This window comes from Streptomyces sp. NPDC026515 (assembly GCF_055567595.1).
On sequence record NZ_JBVHQD010000019.1, the window covers coordinates 15,914 to 36,667 of the forward strand.

Annotated in this window: 21 protein-coding genes and 3 pseudogenes; 14 read left to right on the forward strand and 10 right to left on the reverse strand. The window is 71.2% G+C overall.

Features of this window, described 5'->3' with window-relative positions; translation table 11 throughout:
• Positions 1-82: 82 nt before the first annotated feature.
• Positions 83-988 carry a LysR family transcriptional regulator gene (locus ACZ4O3_RS32935; RefSeq protein ID WP_467725722.1) on the reverse strand — a complete coding sequence of 302 codons (906 nt, stop codon included), beginning with the start codon at positions 986-988 and terminating at the stop codon, positions 83-85.
• 135 nt (positions 989-1,123) lie between these two features.
• Here ACZ4O3_RS32935 and ACZ4O3_RS32940 point away from each other — a divergent pair, with 135 nt between their 5' ends.
• On the forward strand, positions 1,124-1,966 hold the full coding sequence (locus ACZ4O3_RS32940; RefSeq protein ID WP_362726743.1) for an inositol monophosphatase family protein: 843 nt from the start codon (positions 1,124-1,126) through the stop codon (positions 1,964-1,966).
• A gap of 40 nt (positions 1,967-2,006) precedes the next feature.
• Positions 2,007-2,603: an NADPH-dependent F420 reductase gene (locus ACZ4O3_RS32945; protein ID WP_362726745.1), complete on the forward strand. Its 597-nt coding sequence runs from the start codon at positions 2,007-2,009 to the stop codon at positions 2,601-2,603.
• A gap of 81 nt (positions 2,604-2,684) precedes the next feature.
• Here ACZ4O3_RS32945 and ACZ4O3_RS32950 read toward each other — a convergent pair whose 3' ends face one another.
• Both ACZ4O3_RS32950 and ACZ4O3_RS32955 read right to left on the reverse strand, forming a co-directional pair.
• On the reverse strand, positions 2,685-3,074 hold the full coding sequence (locus ACZ4O3_RS32950; RefSeq protein ID WP_362726748.1) for a VOC family protein: 390 nt from the start codon (positions 3,072-3,074) through the stop codon (positions 2,685-2,687).
• Positions 3,075-3,312: 238 nt separating this feature from the next.
• Positions 3,313-3,663, reverse strand: coding sequence for a hypothetical protein (locus tag ACZ4O3_RS32955; RefSeq protein ID WP_467725725.1), 351 nt, complete (start codon positions 3,661-3,663; stop codon positions 3,313-3,315).
• Between the two features lie 86 nt (positions 3,664-3,749).
• Here ACZ4O3_RS32955 and ACZ4O3_RS32960 point away from each other — a divergent pair.
• The 4 genes and pseudogenes from ACZ4O3_RS32960 (at position 3,750) to ACZ4O3_RS32975 (ending at position 5,861) form a co-directional block, all read left to right on the forward strand.
• Positions 3,750-4,645: pseudogene (locus tag ACZ4O3_RS32960) on the forward strand (YihY/virulence factor BrkB family protein).
• Positions 4,646-4,828: 183 nt separating this feature from the next.
• Positions 4,829-5,200: a phage holin family protein gene (locus ACZ4O3_RS32965; RefSeq protein ID WP_362726759.1), complete on the forward strand. Its 372-nt coding sequence runs from the start codon at positions 4,829-4,831 to the stop codon at positions 5,198-5,200.
• A complete protein-coding gene (locus ACZ4O3_RS32970) occupies positions 5,197-5,589 on the forward strand; it encodes a DUF3618 domain-containing protein (RefSeq protein ID WP_362726754.1) in 393 nt (130 codons plus the stop codon). Before ACZ4O3_RS32965 ends, ACZ4O3_RS32970 begins: the two co-directional genes overlap by 4 nt.
• Positions 5,590-5,594: 5 nt before the next feature.
• A complete protein-coding gene (locus ACZ4O3_RS32975; protein WP_467725727.1) occupies positions 5,595-5,861 on the forward strand; it encodes a DUF4235 domain-containing protein in 267 nt (88 codons plus the stop codon).
• A gap of 100 nt (positions 5,862-5,961) precedes the next feature.
• Here ACZ4O3_RS32975 and ACZ4O3_RS32980 read toward each other — a convergent pair whose 3' ends face one another.
• Positions 5,962-6,117, reverse strand: coding sequence for a DUF6131 family protein (locus tag ACZ4O3_RS32980; RefSeq protein WP_384994342.1), 156 nt, complete (start codon positions 6,115-6,117; stop codon positions 5,962-5,964).
• 738 nt (positions 6,118-6,855) lie between these two features.
• Positions 6,856-7,485 carry a diguanylate cyclase gene (locus tag ACZ4O3_RS32985; protein WP_362725788.1) on the reverse strand — a complete coding sequence of 210 codons (630 nt, stop codon included), beginning with the start codon at positions 7,483-7,485 and terminating at the stop codon, positions 6,856-6,858.
• A gap of 138 nt (positions 7,486-7,623) precedes the next feature.
• Between ACZ4O3_RS32985 and ACZ4O3_RS32990 the strand changes: the two genes are divergently transcribed.
• The 3 genes from ACZ4O3_RS32990 to ACZ4O3_RS33000 all read left to right on the forward strand — a co-directional run bounded on the left by ACZ4O3_RS32990 (position 7,624) and on the right by ACZ4O3_RS33000 (position 11,427).
• Entirely contained in the window at positions 7,624-8,580 is a 957-nt protein-coding gene (locus tag ACZ4O3_RS32990) for an LLM class F420-dependent oxidoreductase (RefSeq protein WP_467725729.1), read from the forward strand.
• Positions 8,581-8,646: 66 nt separating this feature from the next.
• On the forward strand, positions 8,647-9,210 hold the full coding sequence (locus tag ACZ4O3_RS32995) for a cysteine hydrolase family protein (RefSeq protein WP_467725882.1): 564 nt from the start codon (positions 8,647-8,649) through the stop codon (positions 9,208-9,210).
• A 414-nt stretch (positions 9,211-9,624) separates the two neighbouring features.
• A complete protein-coding gene (locus ACZ4O3_RS33000; protein WP_467725731.1) occupies positions 9,625-11,427 on the forward strand; it encodes a thiamine pyrophosphate-requiring protein in 1,803 nt (600 codons plus the stop codon).
• A gap of 1,028 nt (positions 11,428-12,455) precedes the next feature.
• On the opposite strand, the pseudogene ACZ4O3_RS33005 reads toward ACZ4O3_RS33000, so the two are convergent.
• Positions 12,456-12,958: pseudogene (locus ACZ4O3_RS33005) on the reverse strand (Ppx/GppA phosphatase family protein); the annotation flags it as partial.
• A 158-nt stretch (positions 12,959-13,116) separates the two neighbouring features.
• On the opposite strand from ACZ4O3_RS33005, the gene ACZ4O3_RS33010 reads away from it, so the two are divergent.
• Entirely contained in the window at positions 13,117-13,443 is a 327-nt protein-coding gene (locus ACZ4O3_RS33010; RefSeq protein ID WP_384994327.1) for a plasmid stabilization protein, read from the forward strand.
• A 374-nt stretch (positions 13,444-13,817) separates the two neighbouring features.
• Here the strand turns inward: ACZ4O3_RS33010 and ACZ4O3_RS33015 are convergent, their stop codons facing one another.
• Together ACZ4O3_RS33015 and ACZ4O3_RS33020 are read right to left on the reverse strand one after the other, a co-directional pair.
• Positions 13,818-14,489, reverse strand: a complete 672-nt coding sequence (locus ACZ4O3_RS33015) for an HAD family hydrolase (RefSeq protein WP_362720876.1) — start codon at positions 14,487-14,489, stop codon at positions 13,818-13,820.
• Positions 14,490-14,506: 17 nt separating this feature from the next.
• Positions 14,507-15,472 carry an LLM class F420-dependent oxidoreductase gene (locus ACZ4O3_RS33020; protein WP_467725733.1) on the reverse strand — a complete coding sequence of 322 codons (966 nt, stop codon included), beginning with the start codon at positions 15,470-15,472 and terminating at the stop codon, positions 14,507-14,509.
• Between the two features lie 437 nt (positions 15,473-15,909).
• On the opposite strand from ACZ4O3_RS33020, the pseudogene ACZ4O3_RS33025 reads away from it, so the two are divergent.
• Positions 15,910-16,722, forward strand: a pseudogene (locus ACZ4O3_RS33025) (molybdopterin-dependent oxidoreductase); the annotation flags it as partial.
• 187 nt (positions 16,723-16,909) lie between these two features.
• Positions 16,910-17,113, forward strand: a complete 204-nt coding sequence (locus ACZ4O3_RS33030; RefSeq protein WP_467725889.1) for a hypothetical protein — start codon at positions 16,910-16,912, stop codon at positions 17,111-17,113.
• On the opposite strand, the gene ACZ4O3_RS33035 is transcribed toward ACZ4O3_RS33030, so the two are convergent.
• Positions 17,114-17,833 carry an SMI1/KNR4 family protein gene (locus ACZ4O3_RS33035; protein ID WP_362726873.1) on the reverse strand — a complete coding sequence of 240 codons (720 nt, stop codon included), beginning with the start codon at positions 17,831-17,833 and terminating at the stop codon, positions 17,114-17,116.
• Between the two features lie 104 nt (positions 17,834-17,937).
• Between ACZ4O3_RS33035 and ACZ4O3_RS33040 the strand changes: the two genes are divergently transcribed.
• Both ACZ4O3_RS33040 and ACZ4O3_RS33045 read left to right on the forward strand, forming a co-directional pair.
• A complete protein-coding gene (locus ACZ4O3_RS33040) occupies positions 17,938-18,471 on the forward strand; it encodes a GNAT family N-acetyltransferase (RefSeq protein WP_362726875.1) in 534 nt (177 codons plus the stop codon).
• 382 nt (positions 18,472-18,853) lie between these two features.
• Positions 18,854-19,930, forward strand: a complete 1,077-nt coding sequence (locus ACZ4O3_RS33045; RefSeq protein ID WP_362726878.1) for a fatty acid desaturase family protein — start codon at positions 18,854-18,856, stop codon at positions 19,928-19,930.
• Between the two features lie 32 nt (positions 19,931-19,962).
• Here ACZ4O3_RS33045 and ACZ4O3_RS33050 read toward each other — a convergent pair whose 3' ends face one another.
• On the reverse strand, positions 19,963-20,217 hold the full coding sequence (locus ACZ4O3_RS33050) for a Smr/MutS family protein (RefSeq protein ID WP_467725735.1): 255 nt from the start codon (positions 20,215-20,217) through the stop codon (positions 19,963-19,965).
• Positions 20,218-20,754: the final 537 nt, after the last annotated feature.

The window sequence follows — 20,754 nt, forward strand, 5'->3', positions numbered from 1 at the left end:
CCTGGCGTGCTCGAACCGTGGTGCCACCCCAGTCCTTCACGACCGGACGCCGGACGGCCACAGCCCGTCCGACGCCGTCCCCTCATCTCGTCATCGCGCCGGTCAACGCGGTCCGTGCCAGATCGCGTAGCCAGATGTGCGCGGGATCGGTGTCATAGCGCTGATGCCACGACAGGTACACCGGGGCCGGCGGCAGGTCGAGCGGGAGCGCGAGCAGGACCAGGCCGAGATCGGCGGCGACCGCACGCGCCGTGGATTCGGGGGCTGTGACAAGGAGGTCGGAGCCTCGCGCGAACGCGAACGCGGCTCCTTCGGTGGGCGCGGTCGCCACCACACGCCGGGTGAGGTCCAGCCGCGCGAGAGCGTCGTCGAGAACGTTGCCGAGCCTTCCGCGCCGCGAGACGGTGATGTGCTCGGCCGCCGCGTACCGCGCCGCGGTGACGGCCTTGACGCGGGTGAGCGGATGTCCCCGCCGTACGACGATGACGTGCGGGCTCTCGGCCACCCGATCGGCGCGGACCTCGGGTGCGGCCGGGCTGTCCGCGTTCGCGGCGAGATCGACCTCGCCGCGGCGCAACTCGGGTGTGTCGATGCTCGATTCCGCGATGAAGCGCAGCCGCACACCCGGTGCCTGCTCACGCACGGCGGCGAGAAGCGCGGGACCGCTGAGGGCGACGAGTGCGTCGTGCCAGCGGAGCGTGAAGGTGCGTTCGAGCGTCGCGAGGTCGAGTTCACGGCTCGGCGCCAGTACGCACTGGACCTGCTGGAGCAGGTCGTGCACCTGCTCCCGGACGGCGATCGCGTACGGCGTCGGGGTCATCGTGCGTCCGGTGCGCACCAGGATCTGATCCCCCGTCGTGCGCCGGATCCGGCCGAGGCTGCGGCTCATCGCGGGGGCGGTGACGTGCAGGCGGTCGGCGGCGCCGGCCACGCTGCCCTCCTCCAGGAGAGCGTCGAGCGCGGCGAGCAGATTCAGGTCCAATTGCATGGGAGTCACTCTAGCCGTGCTTGACATGCACTTGAAGTTAACGATGGCCGCTCCTACCGTCGGGATGCGGGCGCGAACGACCTTGGTTCTCGCCTGGTTGGCCTCCATCACCCCTGCTCAGACGGGAGTACCCCCATGCCCGAGTCGATCCGGAACACCGGTGGTAGCGCAGCCGCCGGCTCCGCCGCCGTCGTCTCTGACGCCGGCCTGCTCGCCCAGACCGCGATCGCCGTACGCGCCGCGGGTTCGGCGCTGCGGGAGCGCTTCGGCGAGGTGGTCCCCTACCAGAGCCGCGAAGAGCTGATACGCGCTCTCGCCGCCAACGACGACACGGCCCTCGACATCCTGCGCCCCCGTCTCACAGCCCTGTGCCCGGACGCCCGATGGGTGGAGGACGAGCCGGCGGGCGGCGCTCTGCCGGCCGGCGAATGGTGGGTCGTGGATCCGGCCGAAGGCAACGTCAACCACCTGCACGCCCTGCCGGACTGGGCGGTGACCGCCACCCTCGTGCGCGACAACCGGCCGGTGTTCACCGCGGTCCACCTGCCGCTGACCGGCGAGACCTGCACCGCGCTGACCGGCGCGGGCGTCCACCTCGACGGCCGGCCGCTGCACGTGTCCCGGACCACGGACCTCGGCCTGAGCATCGTGGCCACGAGCCAGGCGAGGCCGGACGAGGACGAGAAGGTCGTACGGCGCGTCGGCTCCTCGGTCACCGAGATGCTGCTGGACGCGCTCGTGGTGCGGACATCCGTGCCCGCCACCCTGCACCTGCTGAACGTGGCGGCGGGCCGGACCGACGCCTTCTGGCAGTTCGCCGGGGCCCGCGCGGACCTGCTTCCCGGTGCGCTGCTCGTCACGGAGGCAGGCGGCCGGATCTCAGACGCCGAAGGCCGCCCCTGGACCCCGGAGAGCGCGAGCTTCCTGGCCGCCGCACCCGGGGTGCACGCCGCTGCGGTCGCCACGCTCTCCCGCTGACCACTCGCGAGAACAGAAAGACCAGGAGGACCAGTTCACCATGAGCACCATCACCGTTCTGGGCGGCGGCCGCGTCGGCGGCGGCCTGGCCACCGGCCTCACCCGCGCCGGGCACGAGGTGACGGTGGCGGACCGCTCGCCGGGCGCTGCCGCCGCCGCTGCCCGGACCGCGCGGATCGTCATCAACGCCACACCGGGCGCGGGCTCCCTGGAGCGGCTCGCCGCACTGCGCACGGAGCTGCGCGACAAGATCCTGGTGGACGTCTCGAACGCCACCGTCGACGGACCGGACGGGCTGCCCGCCGACCTGCTCTACCCCGGCTCGAGCCTCGCGGAGCAGCTCCAGGAGGCGCTCCCCCGGACGCGCGTCGTCAAGACGCTCAACACGATGCTGTACTCGGTGATGACCGCGCCCGGCTCACTCACCCGGACCCCGACCGCGTTCCTCTCGGGCAACGACCAGGAGGCTAAGGAGATCGTCGGCGGACTGCTCGCGGGCCTCGGCTGGCATCCGGAGTGGATCACCGACCTGGGAGGGATAGAGACCGCGCGGGCGGCCGAGGCCGCGATCCTGTTCGTCCCGCACGTGATCCGCTCCAGCGGGTTCACGCCGTTCGCGATCTCGATCGCCCGCTGATCCACGCGCGGACCGGCCAGGTCTTCGCCGGGCCCTCCCGCTCGGAGCCGGGCGGCGCATCGCTCCCGTAGCGGCAGCCGGTCAGCCGAGATAGTCCGTGCGCCCCTCGTCGTCGAGTTCGAAGGGGCCCTCCGGGATGATGCAGAACTCATTGCCCTCGGGGTCGGCCATGACCAGGAACCCGCCGTCCGTGTACTGCTCCAGCCGACGCCCGCCAAGCGCCTCGACCCGGTGCTGCTCGGCTGCGGGATCGGGTGAACTGACGTCGAAGTGCAGGCGGTTCTTGTCCGACTTGGGTCGCGCGGACCGCTGGAACCCCAAGCCCAGGTCCTTCTCCCTGCGCAGCCACACGTACGGGCCCGTACGGCCCACGACCGGCCTGTCGAGCAGTTCGGACCAGAACGCGGCAAGCCGCTCCGGGTCGGCGGCGTCGACGATGAGGGCATTGATCCGTGGAGAGGTGTGCGCCATGCACCCATCTTCTCAGGGCCCCGAGTGGAGAGCCGGGCCGGACCATCTCGGTCCTGCGATCGCCCCGTCCGCTTCCGCTGCTTGCGACGCCGCGCTCACAGCCGGCCGTTGCGCCGAAAGGAGCGGTACAGCCGGCCCGCGCCGAGTGCCCTCACAACCGGCGCGCAGGGGTGGCCGCAGCGCCGGTCCAGTTCGGGCATGTCGTCGAGGTTCATGCCAGGCACTGATGCGGCGCATGTCATCGTTCTGCCAGGTGCCCGCGGTCGAGGTGGGCGTCGAGGACGGATCCCAACAGGTCGTGGGCGTCATCGGCCGGGGTCGACGACCTCATGACGGGGACCAGGGGCCGGACCGCGTCGCGGAACTCCACCACCTCACCTGTGAGCGAGCAGATCCGCTCGGTCAGGTCCTGGCGCGCCGGTGAGAACACGGACCGTTCCAGTTCGGCCGGATCCGCCCGCACCCGGGCGGCCCCATCGGTGTGCGCGTCGACGACGACGTCCGTCACCGCGTGCGGGACGCCTGCCGGTCCGCGCCATGCCATGACCGGCTGCTCGGCGGGCCGGCGGGCCGCATCGGGATCCGCCACTTTCCGTCCCGCCTCGGCGAGTTGCGCCGCGCGGGGTTCCGGCCATCGGGCGGCGCAGGAGAGGCTTCGGGGGGTATCCGGTGCGCATGCGGAGGCTTCGTATTCCACGGCGGGCGGCACACCGGGGCAGCGGCGAGGACACGGGAGGCGACATACCCACGCCCGAGGAGGCGGGCCCCGGACCCCGCGTCGAACGGCGGGCACCGGACACGCCGACGAAACTCCCGAGACGGGCCTTGGGCGCCGTCCTCAAGGGCGCCCTCCACGAGTTCGCGGACGACGAGCTGACCGATCGCACGGCGGCCCTGACGTACTACGGGGTGCTGTCGCTGTTCCCGGGCCTGCTGGTGCTGGTCTCCCCGCCGGGTCTCGCGGGCAGCTCGACCACCGACTCGGTGCTGCGTACCGTGCGGGAGCCGGCGCCGCCGGAGGCGCGGGACATCATCACCCGGGCCGTGAGCAGTTGCAGGGCAAGGCCGGTGCCGGGACCGTCATGGCGGTCGTCGGCCTGGTGCTGGCGCTCTGTGATGCAGGCCGGCGCCGCACGTCGGGGTCGGGGACGGCGCGCTGACGGTGTGGTCGACCGCCAAGTGGCCGGCCCTCGTTCTCCTCGTCACGCTGGTGATCGCCGTCCTGTACTGGGCCGGCCCGAACGCGAAGGCAAGAGGGTTCCGGTGGATCACACCGGGCATGGTCGTCGCCCTGCTGATCTGGCTGACGGCGTCCGTCGGCTTCGGGTTCTACGTCGCCGGCTTCGCTTCCTGCAACAAGGCCTACGGCACGATGGCCGACGGCGTCGTGTTCCTCGTCTGGCTGTGGATCACCAACCTGGCGGATCCTGCTGGGCCTGGAGTTCGACGCGGAGACCGCACGCCAGCGGGCCGTCGCGAGCGGTCTGCCGCACGAGACGAAGCCCTGCGCCGAGCCCCGTGACACCCGGACGTGCGACGAGGCCGAGGTACGCCGGCTGGACGGCGCATGACCGGCCCCGGCACACACGGCTACCACTCGCTGTCCTGAACCCGGTCGTTCGGGGTACTCGCGCGATCGCCGGACCTGACAGGCCCGGCAGGCAGGGACGGAACGGGAGGTGAGTGCCGTGTCGAGTACGGAGCCGCGCCATGCCTCAGCCGGCCGGAGCACGCAGCACGCCGGCCAGGAGCCGGTGAGCGAACTGGTGCAACGGGCCTCGCAGCAGCTGACCGAGCTGGTGCGCGGCGAACTGAGGCTGGCACAGGCGGAGATCAAGGAGAAGGGCAAGCAGTACGGCAAGGGCGGCGGCCTGTTCGGCGGCGCCGGTGTCATCGGCTTCCTGACACTCCAGGCGCTGGTGGTAACCGTCATCGCCGCGCTGGCGACGGTACTGCCGGTCTGGGCGGCCGCACTGATCGTCACGGCGGTGCTCGGCGTGATCGCCGCGGTGCTGGCCAGGAGCGGACGGAAGCAGGTCGGACAGGCGGCACCCCCCACGCCCGAGCAGACCGTCGAGAACGTGAAGGCCGATGTGGCCACGATCAAGGAGAGTGTGCACCGATGACCCAGCCGCCCCACGACGAACCCACCGCCGCGACTCCCGAGGAACTGCGTGAGCAGGTCGAGCAGACCCGCACCGAACTCGGAGAGACGGTGCAGGCCCTCGCGGAGAAGACCGACGTCAAGGCGCGCGCCCGGCAGAAGGGCGCCGAGGTCAAGGAGCAGACCGCGGTCAGGGCCGGAGCGGTGAAGGAACAGGCCGCGGCCACAGCCGACCGGGTCAAGGCCAAGGCCGCCGGCATCGCGCACCGGACCAAGGACCGGCTGCCCGACCCCGTCACGCACAAAGCCGCGCAGGGGACCCGGCTGGCACAGGACAACCGCAGGCTGCTGTGGACGGTGGCGGGCGCGGCTCTCGTGGTGTGGGCGGTCCGCCGCCGGACGAAGGGCTGAGCCGGGTGAAGGCGTCGAAGATCGCCTACAAGCCGGTGGGGATGGCTCTCGGCATGGTCGGCGGCCTGGCCGCGACAGCGCTGTTCAAGCAGACGTGGAAGGTGCTCGGTCACGACGAGGACGCCCCGGACGCCACTGACGAGTACCGGTCCTGGCGCGAGGTGCTGTTCGCCGCCGCGCTCCAGGGCGCGGTCTTCGGGCTGGTGAAAGCGGCCGTCGACCGCGCCGGCGCCACCGGCGTCCGTGGCCTGACCGGCACCTGGCCCGGCTGATCGCCCCAGGAGCCATGCCGCCCCGCACACGTCCGGACGTGCTCGCGCACCGGCCGCCCTCGCCACCGAGGGGGGCCGGTGCGCGGACCGCGCGAGGCGATTACCAGTAGTGGCGTCGGCCTGCGACGGCGTGTCCCATCCCGCCGAGCAGCCACAGGGCGGCTCCGACGACCGCCAGAATGATACCGATGGTCCACAGGATGGATATCCCGGTGACGAAGCCGATGACGAGCAGGATGATGCCCAGGATGATCATGGTCTCTCCTTTGGGGTGTGGTGCCGGCGCCCCGCGAACGGCGGGAGACCGTAAGGGGGTGGGTACACGGGGTCTCCTCGTGTTCCGTGCGGTGGGCGTGGCGGCCGGCGGCTCGCGGACGGGCCTCGGTGGGCTTGCGTGAGGAGCCGGTGACCCGGCGGTCGGTTCGAAGGGGTGCGCACGGGGCGCCGGGGACGGCGCCGGGTGTCGCCAGGGGCAGTCGACCGACCCCGGTGGCTGTCGAGCCCGGCGCGGAGAATCAGCAGGCCACCGCGGAGTGGCACCGGCCCGACGGGGCCCGGCGAACTGCGGTTCACTACGCGTTTCGGCGTCATGGTGTGACTCCGGTGCTGCTGGTTCCTCGGTCAATCGGTGCGTTGTCGTATGCCTACGACGACATGGAGAGGGTCGGCCGAGCCGGCCGCGCTCGTCGCGGGGACGGTGGTGGGGTCTCCCCTCGCCTGCCGGGTCGCGGAACGCAGTTCCGCGATGGGCTCCGCCCCGGTGACGACGCATCCGGATACGAGCCTTGCCACATTCGGGTACCCGCATCTCGGCATCGCATGCCCGGCCTCGACCAGACCGAGGGCGGCGACTCCGGCGAAGCGGGGTGCGCCCAGAAGCTGCGGCGCCGGCACGCCTGCCCGCACCCCAGCCGTCCGCGCTGAAGAAGAAGGGAGCCGGAGCCGACAGGCCCGATCGCCGCCGGGGCGGCCCCCCGGAGCTGCCGACGTTCCCTCAGCCCCGTGCGGCTCGTACGCAGCGCCGCAGCTCCTCTGCGTACGGCACGGCGACTCCCGCGGCGATGATCCCGGCCAGCGCCGCGAGATACGGGGCCGGCAGCGGGTGTTCCTTGGGCAACAGCCGCCAGTCCTGGGGAGCGTGGGCGCCCCGCAGGGTCCTGCGTACCTGGTCGGAGTGGAGGCAGGCGGTGAACGCCAACGCCGTGAGCGGCAGGACCTCGAGGAAGCTGTGGATGTGCTGCTCGATCGGGCGGACCTCGCGCTCGCCAACGGCCAGTGTCACGTCGTACACGGCCGTGGCTCCGTGGGCGAGGGCGGCGCCGCCCATCACGGTGAGGGCGAGCGGGTTGACCCTGGCCAGCAGGCCCATGAGCACGGGCACCCCGGCCTCGGTCATCATCAGGGCGTGGACCGCGGACTCCTTGGTGCCGCTGGTGTGCTCGATCCGGGTCCGCCGGTGCATCCACCAGTCCGCGAGGCCCGGCACCACCCACAGAGGCAGCACGCCGTACAGGAGGAATCGCCGGCTCGCGTCCTCCACGTCGGTCGAGTGGAGTGAAATCCGCTGGTCGGCGGCGTGCCGCCAGTTCCGCCAGGCTTTCCGGGGGAGCACACGCAGAGCCATGGAAACCTCCCTGAAGTCGTCGATCGGGGAATTCGGTCCCCGGTACCTCACCTGATCAGTGCGACACGCCGTGCACAACCTGGCGGCCATCGGGTACTCGGCGGTCGTTCCAGCCACACACGCGGTTCAGGAGGCACCATGGCGCGCTTCGGATACTTCCTCTCGTGCGAGGAGCACGGCCCGGCGGAACTCGTCGAGCAGGCGCGAATGGCGGAGCAGGCCGGATTCGACGCGCTGTGGATCTCCGACCACTACCACCCGTGGAACGACGCCCAGGGCCAGAGCCCGTTCGTGTGGTCCGTGATCGGCGCCCTTTCGCAGGCGGTCTCGCTGCCCGTGGAGACGGCCGTGACCTGCCCGCTGGTGCGTACCCACCCCGCGGTGATCGCCCAGGCGGCCGCCACCTGCGCGGTCCAGCTGGACAGCCGCTTCCGGCTGGGCGTGGGCACGGGGGAAGCGCTCAACGAGCACATCCTCGGCACCGTCTGGCCCGAGGCGGCGGTGCGTCTGGAGATGCTCGAGGAGGCACTGCAGATCATCCGGCGGCTGCTCACCGGCGAGCAGATCAGCCATCACGGCAAGCACTACACGGTGGAGAACGCCCGCCTGTACACGGTGCCCGACGAGCCGGTCCCGATCGACGTCTCCGCCTTCGGCCCGCAGGCCGCCGAGGTCGCCGCGCGGATCGGCGACGGGCTGATCACGATGATGCCGGACGCGTCGGTGGTGGAGCGGTTCCGGCGCGGTGGCGGCGGTGCGAACCCGGTGTACGGCGGGCTGAAGGTGTGCTGGGGCGCCGACGAGCGGGAGGCGGTCCGTACCGCGCACCGGCTGTGGGCCAACGAGCAGTTGCCCGGCGAACTCCCGCAGGTGCTGCCGACCCCCCGTCACTTCGAGCAGGCGTCCGAACTGGTCACCGAGGACCGGGTCGCCGGGTCCGTACCGTGCGGCGAGGATCCCGACGCCCATGTGAAGGCGCTGTCGGAGTTCGCCGAGGCCGGGTTCGACACGGTGTACGTCAACCAGATCGGCAAGGACCAGCAGGGCTTCTTCGACTTCTACCGCGCCAAGGTCCTGCCCGCGCTGCGCGGCTGAGTGAGGGTGGTGACCGCGGTGGACGGCTCAACCGAGGCCGAGGGCACCGCACTCGTCGTCATCGACATGATCAACACGTACGACCACGAGGACGCCGAGTTGCTCGTGCCCGCCGTCGGCCGGATCGTCCAGGCCGTCGCGGACCTGATCGGCGAGGCCCGGAAGGCGGACGTGCCCGTCATCTACGGGAACGACAACTTCGGGCTGTGGCGCTCCCACCACGGCGAGCTGCTCGACAAGGCGCTGGCTCTGCCGCACGCCGCCCTGGTGGAGCCGGTGCTGCCCGACGACGACTCGCTGTTCGTGGTGAAGGCCCGCCATTCCGTCTTCTACGAGACGCCCATGGCGTACCTGCTGTGGCGGCTCGGCGTCGGTCATCTGGTGCTGTGCGGCCAGGTGACCGAGCAGTGCGTCCTGTACTCCGCCCTGGACGCGCACATCCGGCACCTCGATGTCACGGTGCCCCGCGACGCCGTGGCCTCCATCCATCCCAGGCTCGGTGAAGCCGCGCTGGAGATGATGGAACGCAACATGGGCGCCCGCGTCATGGCGGCGCGTGAAGTGGATTTCCTGGGTACCCGGCAGGCGGTACCCGACAGGGACCCTCACGAGACCGGAGACCGCCCATGAGCCCAGGCGTCCCCGCCCCCGGCGACCTGGTGGCGGCCCTGCGGGCCGGCACCGGCGCCGGGGTCCGCTTCGATGCCGCCAGACCGTCACGTCCGTCCCTCGACCGCGCTGCCACCAGCACACGATCATGGAGTTCGAGGCCGACCGTACGCTCAGGGAGCGCGTCCGCATCGACGCGGATGCCCTCGACGAGGGCTGCTGCCGTCTGGCCGGCATCTCCGGTTTCGAACGCGGCCACCACGAAGTGTTCATGAAAACCGGCGAGTCGGGCGTCCGACCGGCCGCCGCTTCCGACCCCGCCCGTTGGGCGGCCACCGCGCCGTCGGCGCCCTCACGGCCGCAGCCGCTCTGGCGGCGGTGCGTCGGCTGCGCCGCGCATGACGTGCATTCCCCTTCCACGAAAGGTTCTCGGCCATGTCGACGAAGGTCTCCGACCATCTCCTCCAACGGTTGCGCGAGTGGGACGTGGAGTATGTCTTCGCCTACCCGGGTGACGGCATCAACGGCCTGCTCGCCGCCTGGGGACGGGCCGGCGACAAGCCCCGGTTCATCCAGTCCCGCCACGAGGAGATGTCCGCGTTCGAGGCCGTCGGCTACGCCAAGTTCTCCGGCCGTGTCGGCGTCTGCGCCGCCACCTCCGGGCCCGGCGCCATCCATCTCCTCAACGGCCTCTACGACGCCAAGCTCGACCACGTCCCGGTGGTCGCCATCGTGGGGCAGACCAACCGCAGCGCCATGGGCGGCTCCTATCAGCAGGAGGTCGACCTGCTGAGCCTCTACAAGGACGTCGCCTCGGACTTCTGCGAGATGGTCACCGTCCCCGAACAGCTTCCGAACGTGCTGGACCGGGCGCTGCGCACCGCCATGGCCCGCCGTGCTCCGACCGCCGTGATCATCCCGGCCGACGTCCAGGAACTCGACTACTCGCCGCCCGGGCACGCCTTCAAGATGGTGCCCTCCAGCCTCGGCACGCCGCACTACACGACGGTCCCGGACGACGACGACCTGCGGCGGGCCGCGGACGTGCTCAACTCGGGCGGCAAGACGGCCATCCTGATCGGACAAGGAGCGCGCGGTGCCCGGGCGGAGGTGCGCCAGGTCGCGGACCGGCTCGGCGCCGGGATCGCCAAGGCACTGCTGGGCAAGGACGCCCTCGACGACGACCTGCCGTACGTCACCGGCTCGATCGGACTGCTGGGCACCCGGCCGTCCTACGAGCTGATGCGTGAGTGCGACACCCTGCTGGTGATCGGATCCTCCTTCCCCTACACGCAGTTCCTCCCCGAGTTCGGCAAGGCGCGTGCCGTGCAGGTGGACATCGACCCGCACATGGTCGGACTGCGCTACCCCTTCGAGGTCAACCTGGTCGGCGACGCGGCCCGGACGCTGCGCCGGCTGCTGCCCCTGCTGGACCAGATGGAGGACCCCTCCTGGCGCACGAAGATCGAGAACAACGTCAAGGACTGGTGGGAGGTCATGCAGCGGCGGGCCGCGGTCGACGCCGATCCCATCAACCCGGAGTACGTCACCCACGCCCTCAACGGGCTGCTCCCCGACAACGTCATCCTCTCCGCCGACTCGGGTTCGGCGGCCAACTGGTACGCCCGGCACCTGAAGCTGCGTGAGGGGATGCGCGGTTCGCTGTCGGGGACGCTGGCCACCATGGGGCCGGGCGTGCCATACGCCATCGGCGCCAAGTTCGCGCACGGCGACCGGCCCGCGATCGCCCTGGTCGGGGATGGCGCGATGCAGATGAACGGCATGGCCGAGCTCATCACCATCGCCAAGTACTGGCAGGAGTGGGAGGACCCGCGGCTGATCGTGGCCGTCCTCAACAACCGGGACCTCAACCAGGTGACCTGGGAGATGCGCGCGATGGAGGGCGCCCCGCAGTTCCTGCCCTCGCAGTCCCTCCCCGACGTCCGCTACGCCGACTTCGCCCGCTCACTGGGTCTGGACGGCCTGCGGATCGAGGAACCCGACGGGGTGGCCGGCGCCTGGGAGGCCGCGCTCGCCGCCGACCGGCCGTGTGTCCTCGACTTCGTCACCGATCCCGCCGTACCGCCGATCCCGCCGCACGCCGCCCTCGACCAGATCGAGGCCGCGGCCTCCGCCGTCCTCAAGGGCGACAGCGACCGGCTCGCCATGGTCCGGCAGGGCTTCAAGGCCAAGGTGCAGGAGTTCCTGCCGCACCGGCACGAGACCGGGCGACGGTGACCGACCGGCCGGTCGTCGAGCGGGTGGAGACCTCGGTCCAGACCGTCCCGCCGGACGCGCCCGCGGCGGACGCCACCCCGACCTGGGACAGCACCACCCTCGTCCTGGTCACCGTCCGCCACGGAAACGTCACCGGCCTCGATCACTCCTACGCTCCGGCAGCGGCCGCGCAGGTCGCCGACGACCAGTTCGGCGTTGCGCACCGCACGGTGCACGGCCTCGTCGGCGCGCGGCACGTCCAGGGCGGGCAGGCCGGTGACGAAGACGGCGGCGGTCTGCCGGGGATCTCGGCGCAGGCGATCTCGGCGACCTCGCGCTGTGGGACGCCAAGGCACGGCCGAGGAGGCCCTCGGCCCCATCGGCGTCTGGAGCAACTGCTTCTTCACCGGTGTGTTCGCGCGCTTGACCGCGATCACCGCCGACGAGCACGAGCGGGTCACCGCCGTCGACCACCGCGGATTCGGCAACGGCACCCGGACGGCCCTCGCCCGCATGGTGCCTCGGGACCGGGACGCCGCAGCAACGTGCGTATCACCGTGGTCCAGATGCCCGCCGCCTGGTCCCCGCGGTCCTCGACCGCCACCTGGCCCGCCCGACTTCGACTCCCAGCAGACCGACGGCCCCCGCCCGGCGGGCCCGGACAACCGTCGTCCCGGCCGACAACCCGCCGCCCTCCGGCCACGGCGCACACGGCTCCTTCGACGACCGCGCCCACCCCCATTCCCGGCAGGCCGCCCTCGTTCGCCACCCGGCCGCGATCGGTGTCCGGCACCGCACGGGAGGTCACCCGTGACCCGCTGTGACCGGCTGGACGAAAACGTTCTCCTCGCGGAGGTCAGGACGCTCAGGGCAGCGCCGCGGTGTCGACACTGAGCAGGTCCAGGAAATGGGCACGGTGCAGACCGGCGATGTTCGCCAGCAGGATGGCGCAGCGGGGCCGTGGCCTCGGTGTCCCGGTGGCCGGGGTCGGTCGGCGGGTCGGCGTCGGCGTCGGCGTCGGCGTCGGCGTCGGCGTCGGCGTCGGGGAAGAACTCGTTGGTCAGCCTGTTGGCCCCGAGGGGCAGGGAGGCCACGAACTCCGGCATCCGACCCCGGCCGAAGGCGACTTCGAGGGAGCCGCCGATGTCGAACAGCGCGAGCGGACCCGACCGCCAGCCCATCCACCGCCGCACCCCGAGGAAGGTGAGCCCGGCTTCCAGTACGCCGGACAGCACGCCGGACAGCACACACGGGCGTACACCCGAGCGGGCGCGCACCGTGCGCAGTACGTCGATCCGGTCCGGTGCGTCGCGTACGACGGCGGTGGGGAATGCCGGCGGATCCGGGGCACCCCAACCCGGCCGCCGCGGCCGGCCGCGTCCAGCGCCTCGACCAGTTCCTCGGTGGCCGCCTCGCCGAGCCGGCCGACCGCCGCGACCTGCTGGGAAAGACGCATCCTCCACTTCGCGGTGTGCACCGGCAGGGGTACGCCGTCCCGCGGCTCGGCGACCACCAGACGAACGGTGTTCGATCCGGCGTCCACCACGCTCATCCTCGTCGCCGCCGCCCACCCCGCGCCCCGGAACCGATACCGGCGGACCAGAGCGAACGGAAACAGGTGGACTGTGGTGCTTCCGTCCTGCCCTGCGGGGAACTCGTCGGACGGCGGACAGACCTGTACGAGACCCACGGAAGTCAAGGTGAGATGCCATGCCGGCTGGATCGAACGCCAAGCGCGAGCGCCAGTACGAACACATCAAGGACAGTGCCGAGGAGCGCGGTGAGTCGACGAAGCGGGCCGAGGAGATCGCGGCACGCACGGTCAACAAGGAGCGGGCCAGGTCGGGCGAGTCGAAGACCGCGAGCAAGACCTCCACCCGCGACCCGAAGTCGGCGTACCAGCGCGGCGGTCAGCGCTCCCACAGCGGCGCGGAGGGACCCACCAGGGACCAGCTGTACGAGGAGGCCAAGAAGCGCAACATCGAGGGCCGCTCGTCGATGACGAAGAAGCAGTTGCAGAACGCCCTCGGGCGGTGAGCAGGCGTTCTCACGCGACCTGGGGAGTCACGGCGTCCCGCGTCCGCAGCGCCGTGACTCCCCGCGCCCGGCGGCGAGGAGCCTGGCGGCCGGCCGGTCCTCCGGGCAGGATGTCGGCCTCGTGACGCGACCGCCCGGCCTTCCCCAACACCGCCCAGACCGACCCCACGGCACAGGATCGCGGCGACGCCCACCCCGCCACGCTGAGACGGGCCGTCGCCTACATCGACGACCACACCGACCAGCCGATCACCGTCGCCGACATGGCGGCCGCCGTCCACGTCACGATCCGCACCCTGGAATACGCCCGCTTCGGAGTGACACCGGCGGCGACTCCGTACCGAGCGCCGGCTGACCGTCCGTTCCCGCGGCCGTCACTCCTTGTCGGCGAAGACGCTGGTGTCCAGGTGGGCAAGGAGGTCGGCCGGATCCCGGTACACGACGTGGGCACCGGCAGCCTCCAGGTCCGCGCGCGGGATCCCGCCGGACAGCACCCCCACCGCGGTCACCGCGTCCCTCGCGGCCGCCTTCATGTCCCAGACACTGTCGCCGACGAACACCGCGCGTTCGCTCGGCACGCCGGCGATCTCCCTGGCCTGCTGGACGGGATCGGGGGCGGGCTTGCCCTCGGAGACGTCGTCCGCGCTGGTGAACCCGAGGATGACGTCGTCCGCGTCGATCGCGCTTCGCAACGCGGCGAGTTCCGCGCCGCTCGCCGAGGTCGCCAGGACGATCTCCCAGCCGCGTCCCGCCAGCGCCCGCAACAGGTCGCCCGCCGAGTCGAGTACGGGCAGCCGCTCGAAGTACGTGGCGTACAGGGTGTGGTGCGCCGCGCTGAGCTGCCCGTCCTCGTCGGGATCGCGGTCGTCGCCGAGCAGGTGCTCCAGCAGGTCGCCGCCGCTGAGGCCCACGGCCCGGTGGATCTCCCGCATGGGAACGTGATGGCCCGCCTGCCGGAACGCCTCCCACCAGGTGACCACGTGCAGGTGACTGGTGTCGACGAGTGTTCCGTCGATGTCGAAGATCGCGGCGCGTTGCGTGCTCATCTCGGACGCCCGCCCCGTCACAGTGCCCGGAGTGCGGGCAGCAGCTTGTGCTCGGCCCACTCCAGGTACGGCTCCTGATGGTCGCCGCCGATCTGGACGAGCGCGACCTCGGTGAACCCTGCCTCGGCATAGGGACGGACGGCCTCGACGACCGCCTGCACGTCGTCGCCGCAGGGAATGGAGTCGGCCACGTCCCCGGGCCGTACGAACTGGGTGGCCGCCTCGAAGGCGGCGGGTCCGGGCAGTTCGGAGTTGACCGGCCAGCCGCCGCCGAACCAGCGGAACTGCTCATGGGCGCGGGCGACCGCCGCGTCGCGGTCGGTGTCGTAGCAGATCGGCAGCTGACCGACCTTGGCCTTGCCGGCGCCGCCGTGCCGGTCGAAAGCGGAGATCAACTCCGGGCGGGGCTCCGTGGCGATCAGCAGATCGGCCAGATGACCGGCGAGTTCGCAGGAACGGTCGCCGGAGACGGCGACGCCTATCGGCGGAGGCGCGTCGGGCAGGTCCCACAACGTGGCGTTCTCCACGTCGAAATGGGCACCGTGGTAGTTGACGTTCTCCCCCGCCAAGAGCGCGCGGATGATCTCCACGGCCTCCTCCAGTTTCTCCAGCCGGACGTGAGCGGCGGGCCAGCCCCCGCCCGTCACGTGCTCGTTGAGGTTCTCCCCGGAGCCGAGCCCCAGCCGGAACCGTCCCTGGGAGAGAAGCTGCATCGTGGCGGCCTTCTGGGCGACGACCGCCGGGTGATACCGGGTCGTCGGGCACGTCACGTACGTCATCAGGGGAATGCGCTCGGTGGCCTGCGCGGCGGCACCCAGCACACTCCACGCGTAGGAGGCGTGCCCCTGTGACTCCAGCCAGGGAAAGTAGTGGTCGGACGTGACGGAGAAGTCGAACCCGGCCCGTTCGGCGCCCACCACATGGCCGACCAGCTGCCGCGGGCCCGCCTGCTCGGTCATCATCGTGTATCCGATCCGCACCATGCCGCTCATCTCCTCGCAGGGGTTCTCGCAGGGGTGCCCTCGCCAGGGCCGGTGTCGGACCCGGGTACCCCGTCCGGCGACGCTCGACACCGTGCGGGCGTTCGGCGAGGTCTGTGCTACTGCCCCGGCGGGGCGAAGGGCGGCCGCCGACCGTCTTGCTCGGGCATCCCGCCGACGGTTACCCGAGGCCGCAACGGCGCCCAGGGGCGAGAGGGACAGCAACGTGGGTGACCGGCACCCGAAGGATCCCGAGAACCGCGGAGCGGAGAGGTGCGGCCCTGCGAGCAGGGCCCTGCCCGACGGGAAGAGGGCCGGGCGGCCCGCATCCGGCGGACCGCCCGGCCGACGCCCCGCGCGCGGCATCCATCCCGGTGGGTCAGTCCGGACATGACACCCACCATCGCTGCCGGGCGTTCCGGCCGCCGAAAGGACGCACCCTGGGTGTGCGCACGTGGATCAGTGACCGGCCCGCGTTCCGTCAGCTCACCGGATCCGACCCGCTGGGCCGGGGCCGCGCCGCCATGCCGGCGCGCACCGGACACCTCGAACCACGCCCGAAGACCGCCGACCGGGTCGTGCGCTCGATGTGCCCCTACTGCGCGGTGGGCTGCGGGCAGCAGGTCTACGTCAAGGACGACGCCGTCGTGCCGATCGAGGGCGATCCGGACTCGCCGATCAGCCGCGGGCGCCTGTGCCCCAAGGGGTCGGCCACGCTCCAGCTACCCACAGGACCGGCCCGTCGCCACGAGGTGCTGTACCGGCGGCCCTATGCCACCGACCGGGAGCCGCTCGACCTGGAGACCTCCATGGACATGGTGGCCGACCGGGTGATCGAGACGCGGCGCCGTACCTGGGAGTGGGAGTCCGAGGGGATGCGCACCGCGCGTACCCTCGGCATCGCCGAGGAGAACTACCTCATCAAGAGGCTGCTGACCGGCCTCGGTGTGGTCCAGGTGGAGAACCAGGCCCGGGTCTGCCACAGCTCCACGGTCGCCGGGCTCGGTACCTCCTTCGGGCGGGGCGGTGCCACCACCTTCATGCAGGACCTCCAGCACGCCGACCGCATCGTCATCCAGGGCTCCAACCTCGCCAAGGCCCACCCGGTCGGCTTCCAGTGGGTGATGGAGGCGAAGGCGCGCGGCGCCCGGATCATCCGTGTCGACCCGCGCTTCACCCGCACCAGCGCGCCGGCCGACCTGCACGTGCCGATCCGGGCCGGCAGCGACATCGCGTTCCTCGGCGCGATCCTGCTCCTCGGCCCGGTGCACGACTCGGTACCCGCACGCGCCGCCGCGGTGCTCGCGGCCGGCGCCGACGAAGCCGCCAACCGGGCGGCCGAGCGCCGGCTCGGCATGGTCGCGGAACCGCCAGGGCCGCGCCGGAACCCTGCTGCGCACCGCGCGTCTGCTCACCGCTTCCGGCGCGGCCACCGCTCTGGTGTTCGGCCACCGCAGCCGCCCGGCGGCTGCCCTCGCGGGCCTCGCCCTCCTCGCGGGCTCGGCCTGCACCCGCTTCGGCATCTTCGCGGCCGGAGTCGCCTCGGCCGAGGACCCGCAGTACACGGTCGCACCCCATCGCGCGGCCACCGCGGCATCCGGGGAAGGTCACCAGCCCGCCCCCGCCGCACACGACACGCGGTGACTACTCGTCGAGCCAGTCCCCCGGGAGCAGGGTCCGGACCGCTTCCAGTGCTTCCTCGGTCCGAGCCCGCGCAAGCACGCAGCCCTCCTCGTCCCGCAGCAGCGCGTCCGCGCCGAGGAACCAGCGGGTGCCCTCGTAACCTCCGGCCGCATAGACCGGAAACGGCAGCTGCTCGCAGCTCTCTTCGATGATCCGCGGGGTTTCGGGGTCGGGCTCGTAGAGGAAGTCGCTCAGGTGCTGCGGTGCGTGCAGGGACTCCGCGAGTACCATCTCGACGGCCATCCACGACACGCGTTCCATGAACGTCTCCCACTGCTGTGCCTGCCGGTCGGCGAGGTCCAGCAGCACATGAACTCCCGGATCGGCCCGGCCCAGATCCCCGAGCAGCACACCCCAGGAGCAGGCGCCCTGGTTCTCCTCCCGGAAGACGAGCGCTTCGCCGCGGGCATCGATGTAGAGCTCGTCCGGCCGCAGCAGACGATCGTGGTTGCTCGTCAGGTCCTGGCGCCGCCCGAGCAGCCGGTACATCTCGCCGAGGGCGGTCGGCAGACCCACGCCGAGACGTTTCTCCGCTGCTCCGAGGTCCTCCTCGGTGAAGCCGTCGCCGTCGGTGAGCGGCTCGACCCACGCACACGCGAAGTCGCGGACGAACCGCCACGCGCCCGCACGGTCCGCGCGCGCCTGTTCCAGGCCCCTACGAACATCGAACATCTGTGTCATGGCGCAGACCCTAACCGCCGCCCGCGACAATCCCGCCGTCACCCCTTTCACTCCCAGGGCCACCGATTACCGCTGAGCCCGTCGCCTTCGGCAGGATGAGCGCCATGACCGAGATCCGTACACCCCGCCTCCTGCTCCGTCGCTGGCAAGACGATGACCTCGCGCCCATGGCGGACATCAACGCGGACCCGCGGGTCATGCGCTGGATCGACGACGGATCGGTACGCGACCTCGACCGCACGGCAGAAGCCATGGAACTGTGGGAGGAGGAGTGGGACGAGGAAGGCTTCGGGCTCTTCGCCGTGGAGTTGCTGGCTTCGGGTGAGCTGGCCGGCGTCACCGGCCTGTCCGTGCCCTGGTACCTGCCGGAGGTACTGCCCGCCGTGGCGATCAGCTGGCAGTTCGGCACACCGTTCTGGGGGCAGGGGTACGCGTCCGAAGCCGCCCACGCCACCCTGGAGTTCGCCCTCCAGGATCGCGGACTGGACCGGGTCGTCAGCATCGTCCGAGCCGGAGACAACGCCTCCGAGAGCGTCATCCGCAAGCTCGGCATGGCCCTGGAGCGAGAGACGGTGCACCCGGTGCACGGCTACCCGCTGCGCGTCCACGCCATCGATCTCACCGAGTTCCAGGCGTAAGCGCCCCGAGCCGTCGACCGACGCGGGGGGAACCGCCGCTTTCGACGGCGGCCCCGCGCATTGATACTGCGCGAGCCTTCAGACGGCTTCAGGGTGAAGTCCGAATGCGGACCGCCACCCGGGCAACTCGTGGCGGCGGTGCCGATCCGGGCTTTCGCGGTGCCGCGTGAACCGGCCGCCCCGTCCGGCCGACGGGGCGGCCGTGGGAAGTGTGGTGGTGATCACCGCCAAGTGAGCGAACCGGTCTGACCGCCCGGGAAAGGACCAGTTCAGCAGGTGTGGGGGTGGGGACAGCCCCATGGGGCGGTGGGGGCTCGGCCCCCCAGCGGGTCTGGGGCTGACAGGCTGTCGCGGTGTGACGGCCGTAGCGAGACTCGACCGCATGACGACTTCCACCCACGCCTCGGTGGCGACCGCATCGGCCGCCGTGCGTCCCCGCAGACAACGCCCCCACGGCGGCAGCGACTTCGCGCGGCTGTCCCAGCGCATCAGCGAGGCAGGTCTGCTGCGGCGGCGCAAGGGTTACTACACGGTACGGCTCACTGTGGTGACCGCGCTGATGGCGGCGGGTTGGGCGGTCTTCGTCGCGCTGGGCGACACCTGGTGGCAGTTGGCGGTCGCCGCTTCGATGGCCCTGGTCTTCGGCCAGATCGCGCTGGTGGCGCACGACCTGGCACACCGGCAGGTCTTCCGGCAGCAGCGCACGAGCGCTGTCTGGGGCCGGCTCTTCGGCAACCTCGGCATCGGCATGAGCTACGGCTGGTGGATGAACAAGCACACCCGTCACCATGCCAACCCCAACCACGAGGAACTCGACCCCGATGTCGCTCCCGACATCCTGGTGTGGTCCACCGAGCAGGCCCGCAACAGCAACGGTCTGGCCCGATTCATCGGCGGTCACCAGGCGTTCCTGTTCTTCCCGCTGCTGACGCTGGAAGGCTTCAACCTGCATGTGTCGAGCGTACGGGCGCTGCTCTCGCCGTCCATGAAGAGCCGTCGGCTCGAGGGGTGCCTGCTCCTCCTGCACCTGGCGGGTTACCTGTCCGCGCTGTTCCTGGTGCTCTCCCCCGGCAAGGCGATGGCGTTCCTCGCCGTGCACCAGTGCCTTTTCGGTGTCTATCTCGGCAGCGCCTTCGCCCCCAACCACAAGGGCATGCCCACCTTCACCGGTGACGACCGGCCCGACTTCCTGCGTCGCCAGGTCCTCACCTCCCGGAACGTGCGCGGTGGCCGGGTCACCGACCTGATGCTCGGCGGGCTCAACTACCAGATCGAGCACCATCTGTTCCCCAGCATGCCCTCTCCTCATCTGCGGCGGGCCCAGGTCGTCGTACGCGCGTACTGCCAGGAGATCGGCGTGCCCTACCACGAGACGGGGCTGCTGCAGTCCTACCGCGAGGCGCTCACACACCTGCACCGGGTAGGGGCACCCATCAGAGAGCAGCAAAAGGCGTCCTGACAGAGCGCGGCCGAACCGCGGCGGAACGGGGTTCAGGAGCGGGGGGCGAAATGGACCAGGATCCGGCCGGTGTTGGCCGTGTCGATTTCCAATCTGTCGTACAGACGTCTGATGTGCTTCTGGCCGAGGAATGCCAGGACGCGCCCTCTGAGCTGCCCGGAACCCTTTCCGTGAATGATCTGCACGACGGGCTCCCCCGTGTGTTTCGCCTGGAAGACGATCTGCCGCAGCGAGAGTTCGATGTCGCGGTTGTTCCGGAAGACCGGATGCAGATCCAATGTCAGCACGTGCTACCTCCCGCTGCCGCCGCCTGTGACCACGCGGTCCAAGTATGCGGCTCCAGGCAGCCTGACGGTCCGAGCACCGCGGTCCGGGACGGCGGAAGCGGCACGGCACGCTCGTCCCCCTCCCGCCTCGATCCGTCGATCGAGATGACCCCTGACAGTGCGGTCGTGAAAAGGGCCGCCCCGGCGCCGTCCCGTGTGCGGTGATCGGCGGAATCCGGCGTTCGAGGCCGACCCGGGAAAGACACCCGACGCACAATTCCACCTCCACCCCCTTTTCATCCTCTACGCTTCCCCGCCCCATAATGTGTGGATTGCCGCGAGAAGCGTGACTGAAGCGCTGCGCAGTCCGCCGCGCCCCCTCGTGCTCGGCTCAGTACTCACCGTCGCGCTCGTCGCGCAGTCAGCTCTGCTCATCTCCCAGCAAATGCGGATCGACGACCTGCGACTGCAGCCCGTCAACGTCCAGGAAAGCCTGGAACCCGGCGCTCCCGGGGTGGTCACCCGTCTCAGACGACATGGACCACGGGGGACATCAGC

Bases quoted from the DNA above. Each gene is read 5' to 3' on its own strand.
- ACZ4O3_RS32935 (WP_467725722.1), bottom strand. From the start codon at position 988: ATGCAATTGGACCTGAATCTGCTCGCCGCGCTCGACGCTCTCCTGGAG.
- ACZ4O3_RS32940 (WP_362726743.1), top strand. From the start codon at position 1,124: ATGCCCGAGTCGATCCGGAACACCGGTGGTAGCGCAGCCGCCGGCTCC.
- ACZ4O3_RS32945 (WP_362726745.1), top strand. From the start codon at position 2,007: ATGAGCACCATCACCGTTCTGGGCGGCGGCCGCGTCGGCGGCGGCCTG.
- ACZ4O3_RS32950 (WP_362726748.1), bottom strand. From the start codon at position 3,074: ATGGCGCACACCTCTCCACGGATCAATGCCCTCATCGTCGACGCCGCC.
- ACZ4O3_RS32970 (WP_362726754.1), top strand. From the start codon at position 5,197: ATGACCCAGCCGCCCCACGACGAACCCACCGCCGCGACTCCCGAGGAA.
- ACZ4O3_RS32980 (WP_384994342.1), bottom strand. From the start codon at position 6,117: ATGATCATCCTGGGCATCATCCTGCTCGTCATCGGCTTCGTCACCGGG.
- ACZ4O3_RS32985 (WP_362725788.1), bottom strand. From the start codon at position 7,485: ATGGCTCTGCGTGTGCTCCCCCGGAAAGCCTGGCGGAACTGGCGGCAC.
- ACZ4O3_RS32990 (WP_467725729.1), top strand. From the start codon at position 7,624: ATGGCGCGCTTCGGATACTTCCTCTCGTGCGAGGAGCACGGCCCGGCG.
- ACZ4O3_RS32995 (WP_467725882.1), top strand. From the start codon at position 8,647: ATGATCAACACGTACGACCACGAGGACGCCGAGTTGCTCGTGCCCGCC.
- ACZ4O3_RS33000 (WP_467725731.1), top strand. From the start codon at position 9,625: ATGTCGACGAAGGTCTCCGACCATCTCCTCCAACGGTTGCGCGAGTGG.
- ACZ4O3_RS33010 (WP_384994327.1), top strand. From the start codon at position 13,117: ATGCCGGCTGGATCGAACGCCAAGCGCGAGCGCCAGTACGAACACATC.
- ACZ4O3_RS33015 (WP_362720876.1), bottom strand. From the start codon at position 14,489: ATGAGCACGCAACGCGCCGCGATCTTCGACATCGACGGAACACTCGTC.
- ACZ4O3_RS33020 (WP_467725733.1), bottom strand. From the start codon at position 15,472: ATGGTGCGGATCGGATACACGATGATGACCGAGCAGGCGGGCCCGCGG.
- ACZ4O3_RS33035 (WP_362726873.1), bottom strand. From the start codon at position 17,833: ATGACACAGATGTTCGATGTTCGTAGGGGCCTGGAACAGGCGCGCGCG.
- ACZ4O3_RS33040 (WP_362726875.1), top strand. From the start codon at position 17,938: ATGACCGAGATCCGTACACCCCGCCTCCTGCTCCGTCGCTGGCAAGAC.
- ACZ4O3_RS33045 (WP_362726878.1), top strand. From the start codon at position 18,854: ATGACGACTTCCACCCACGCCTCGGTGGCGACCGCATCGGCCGCCGTG.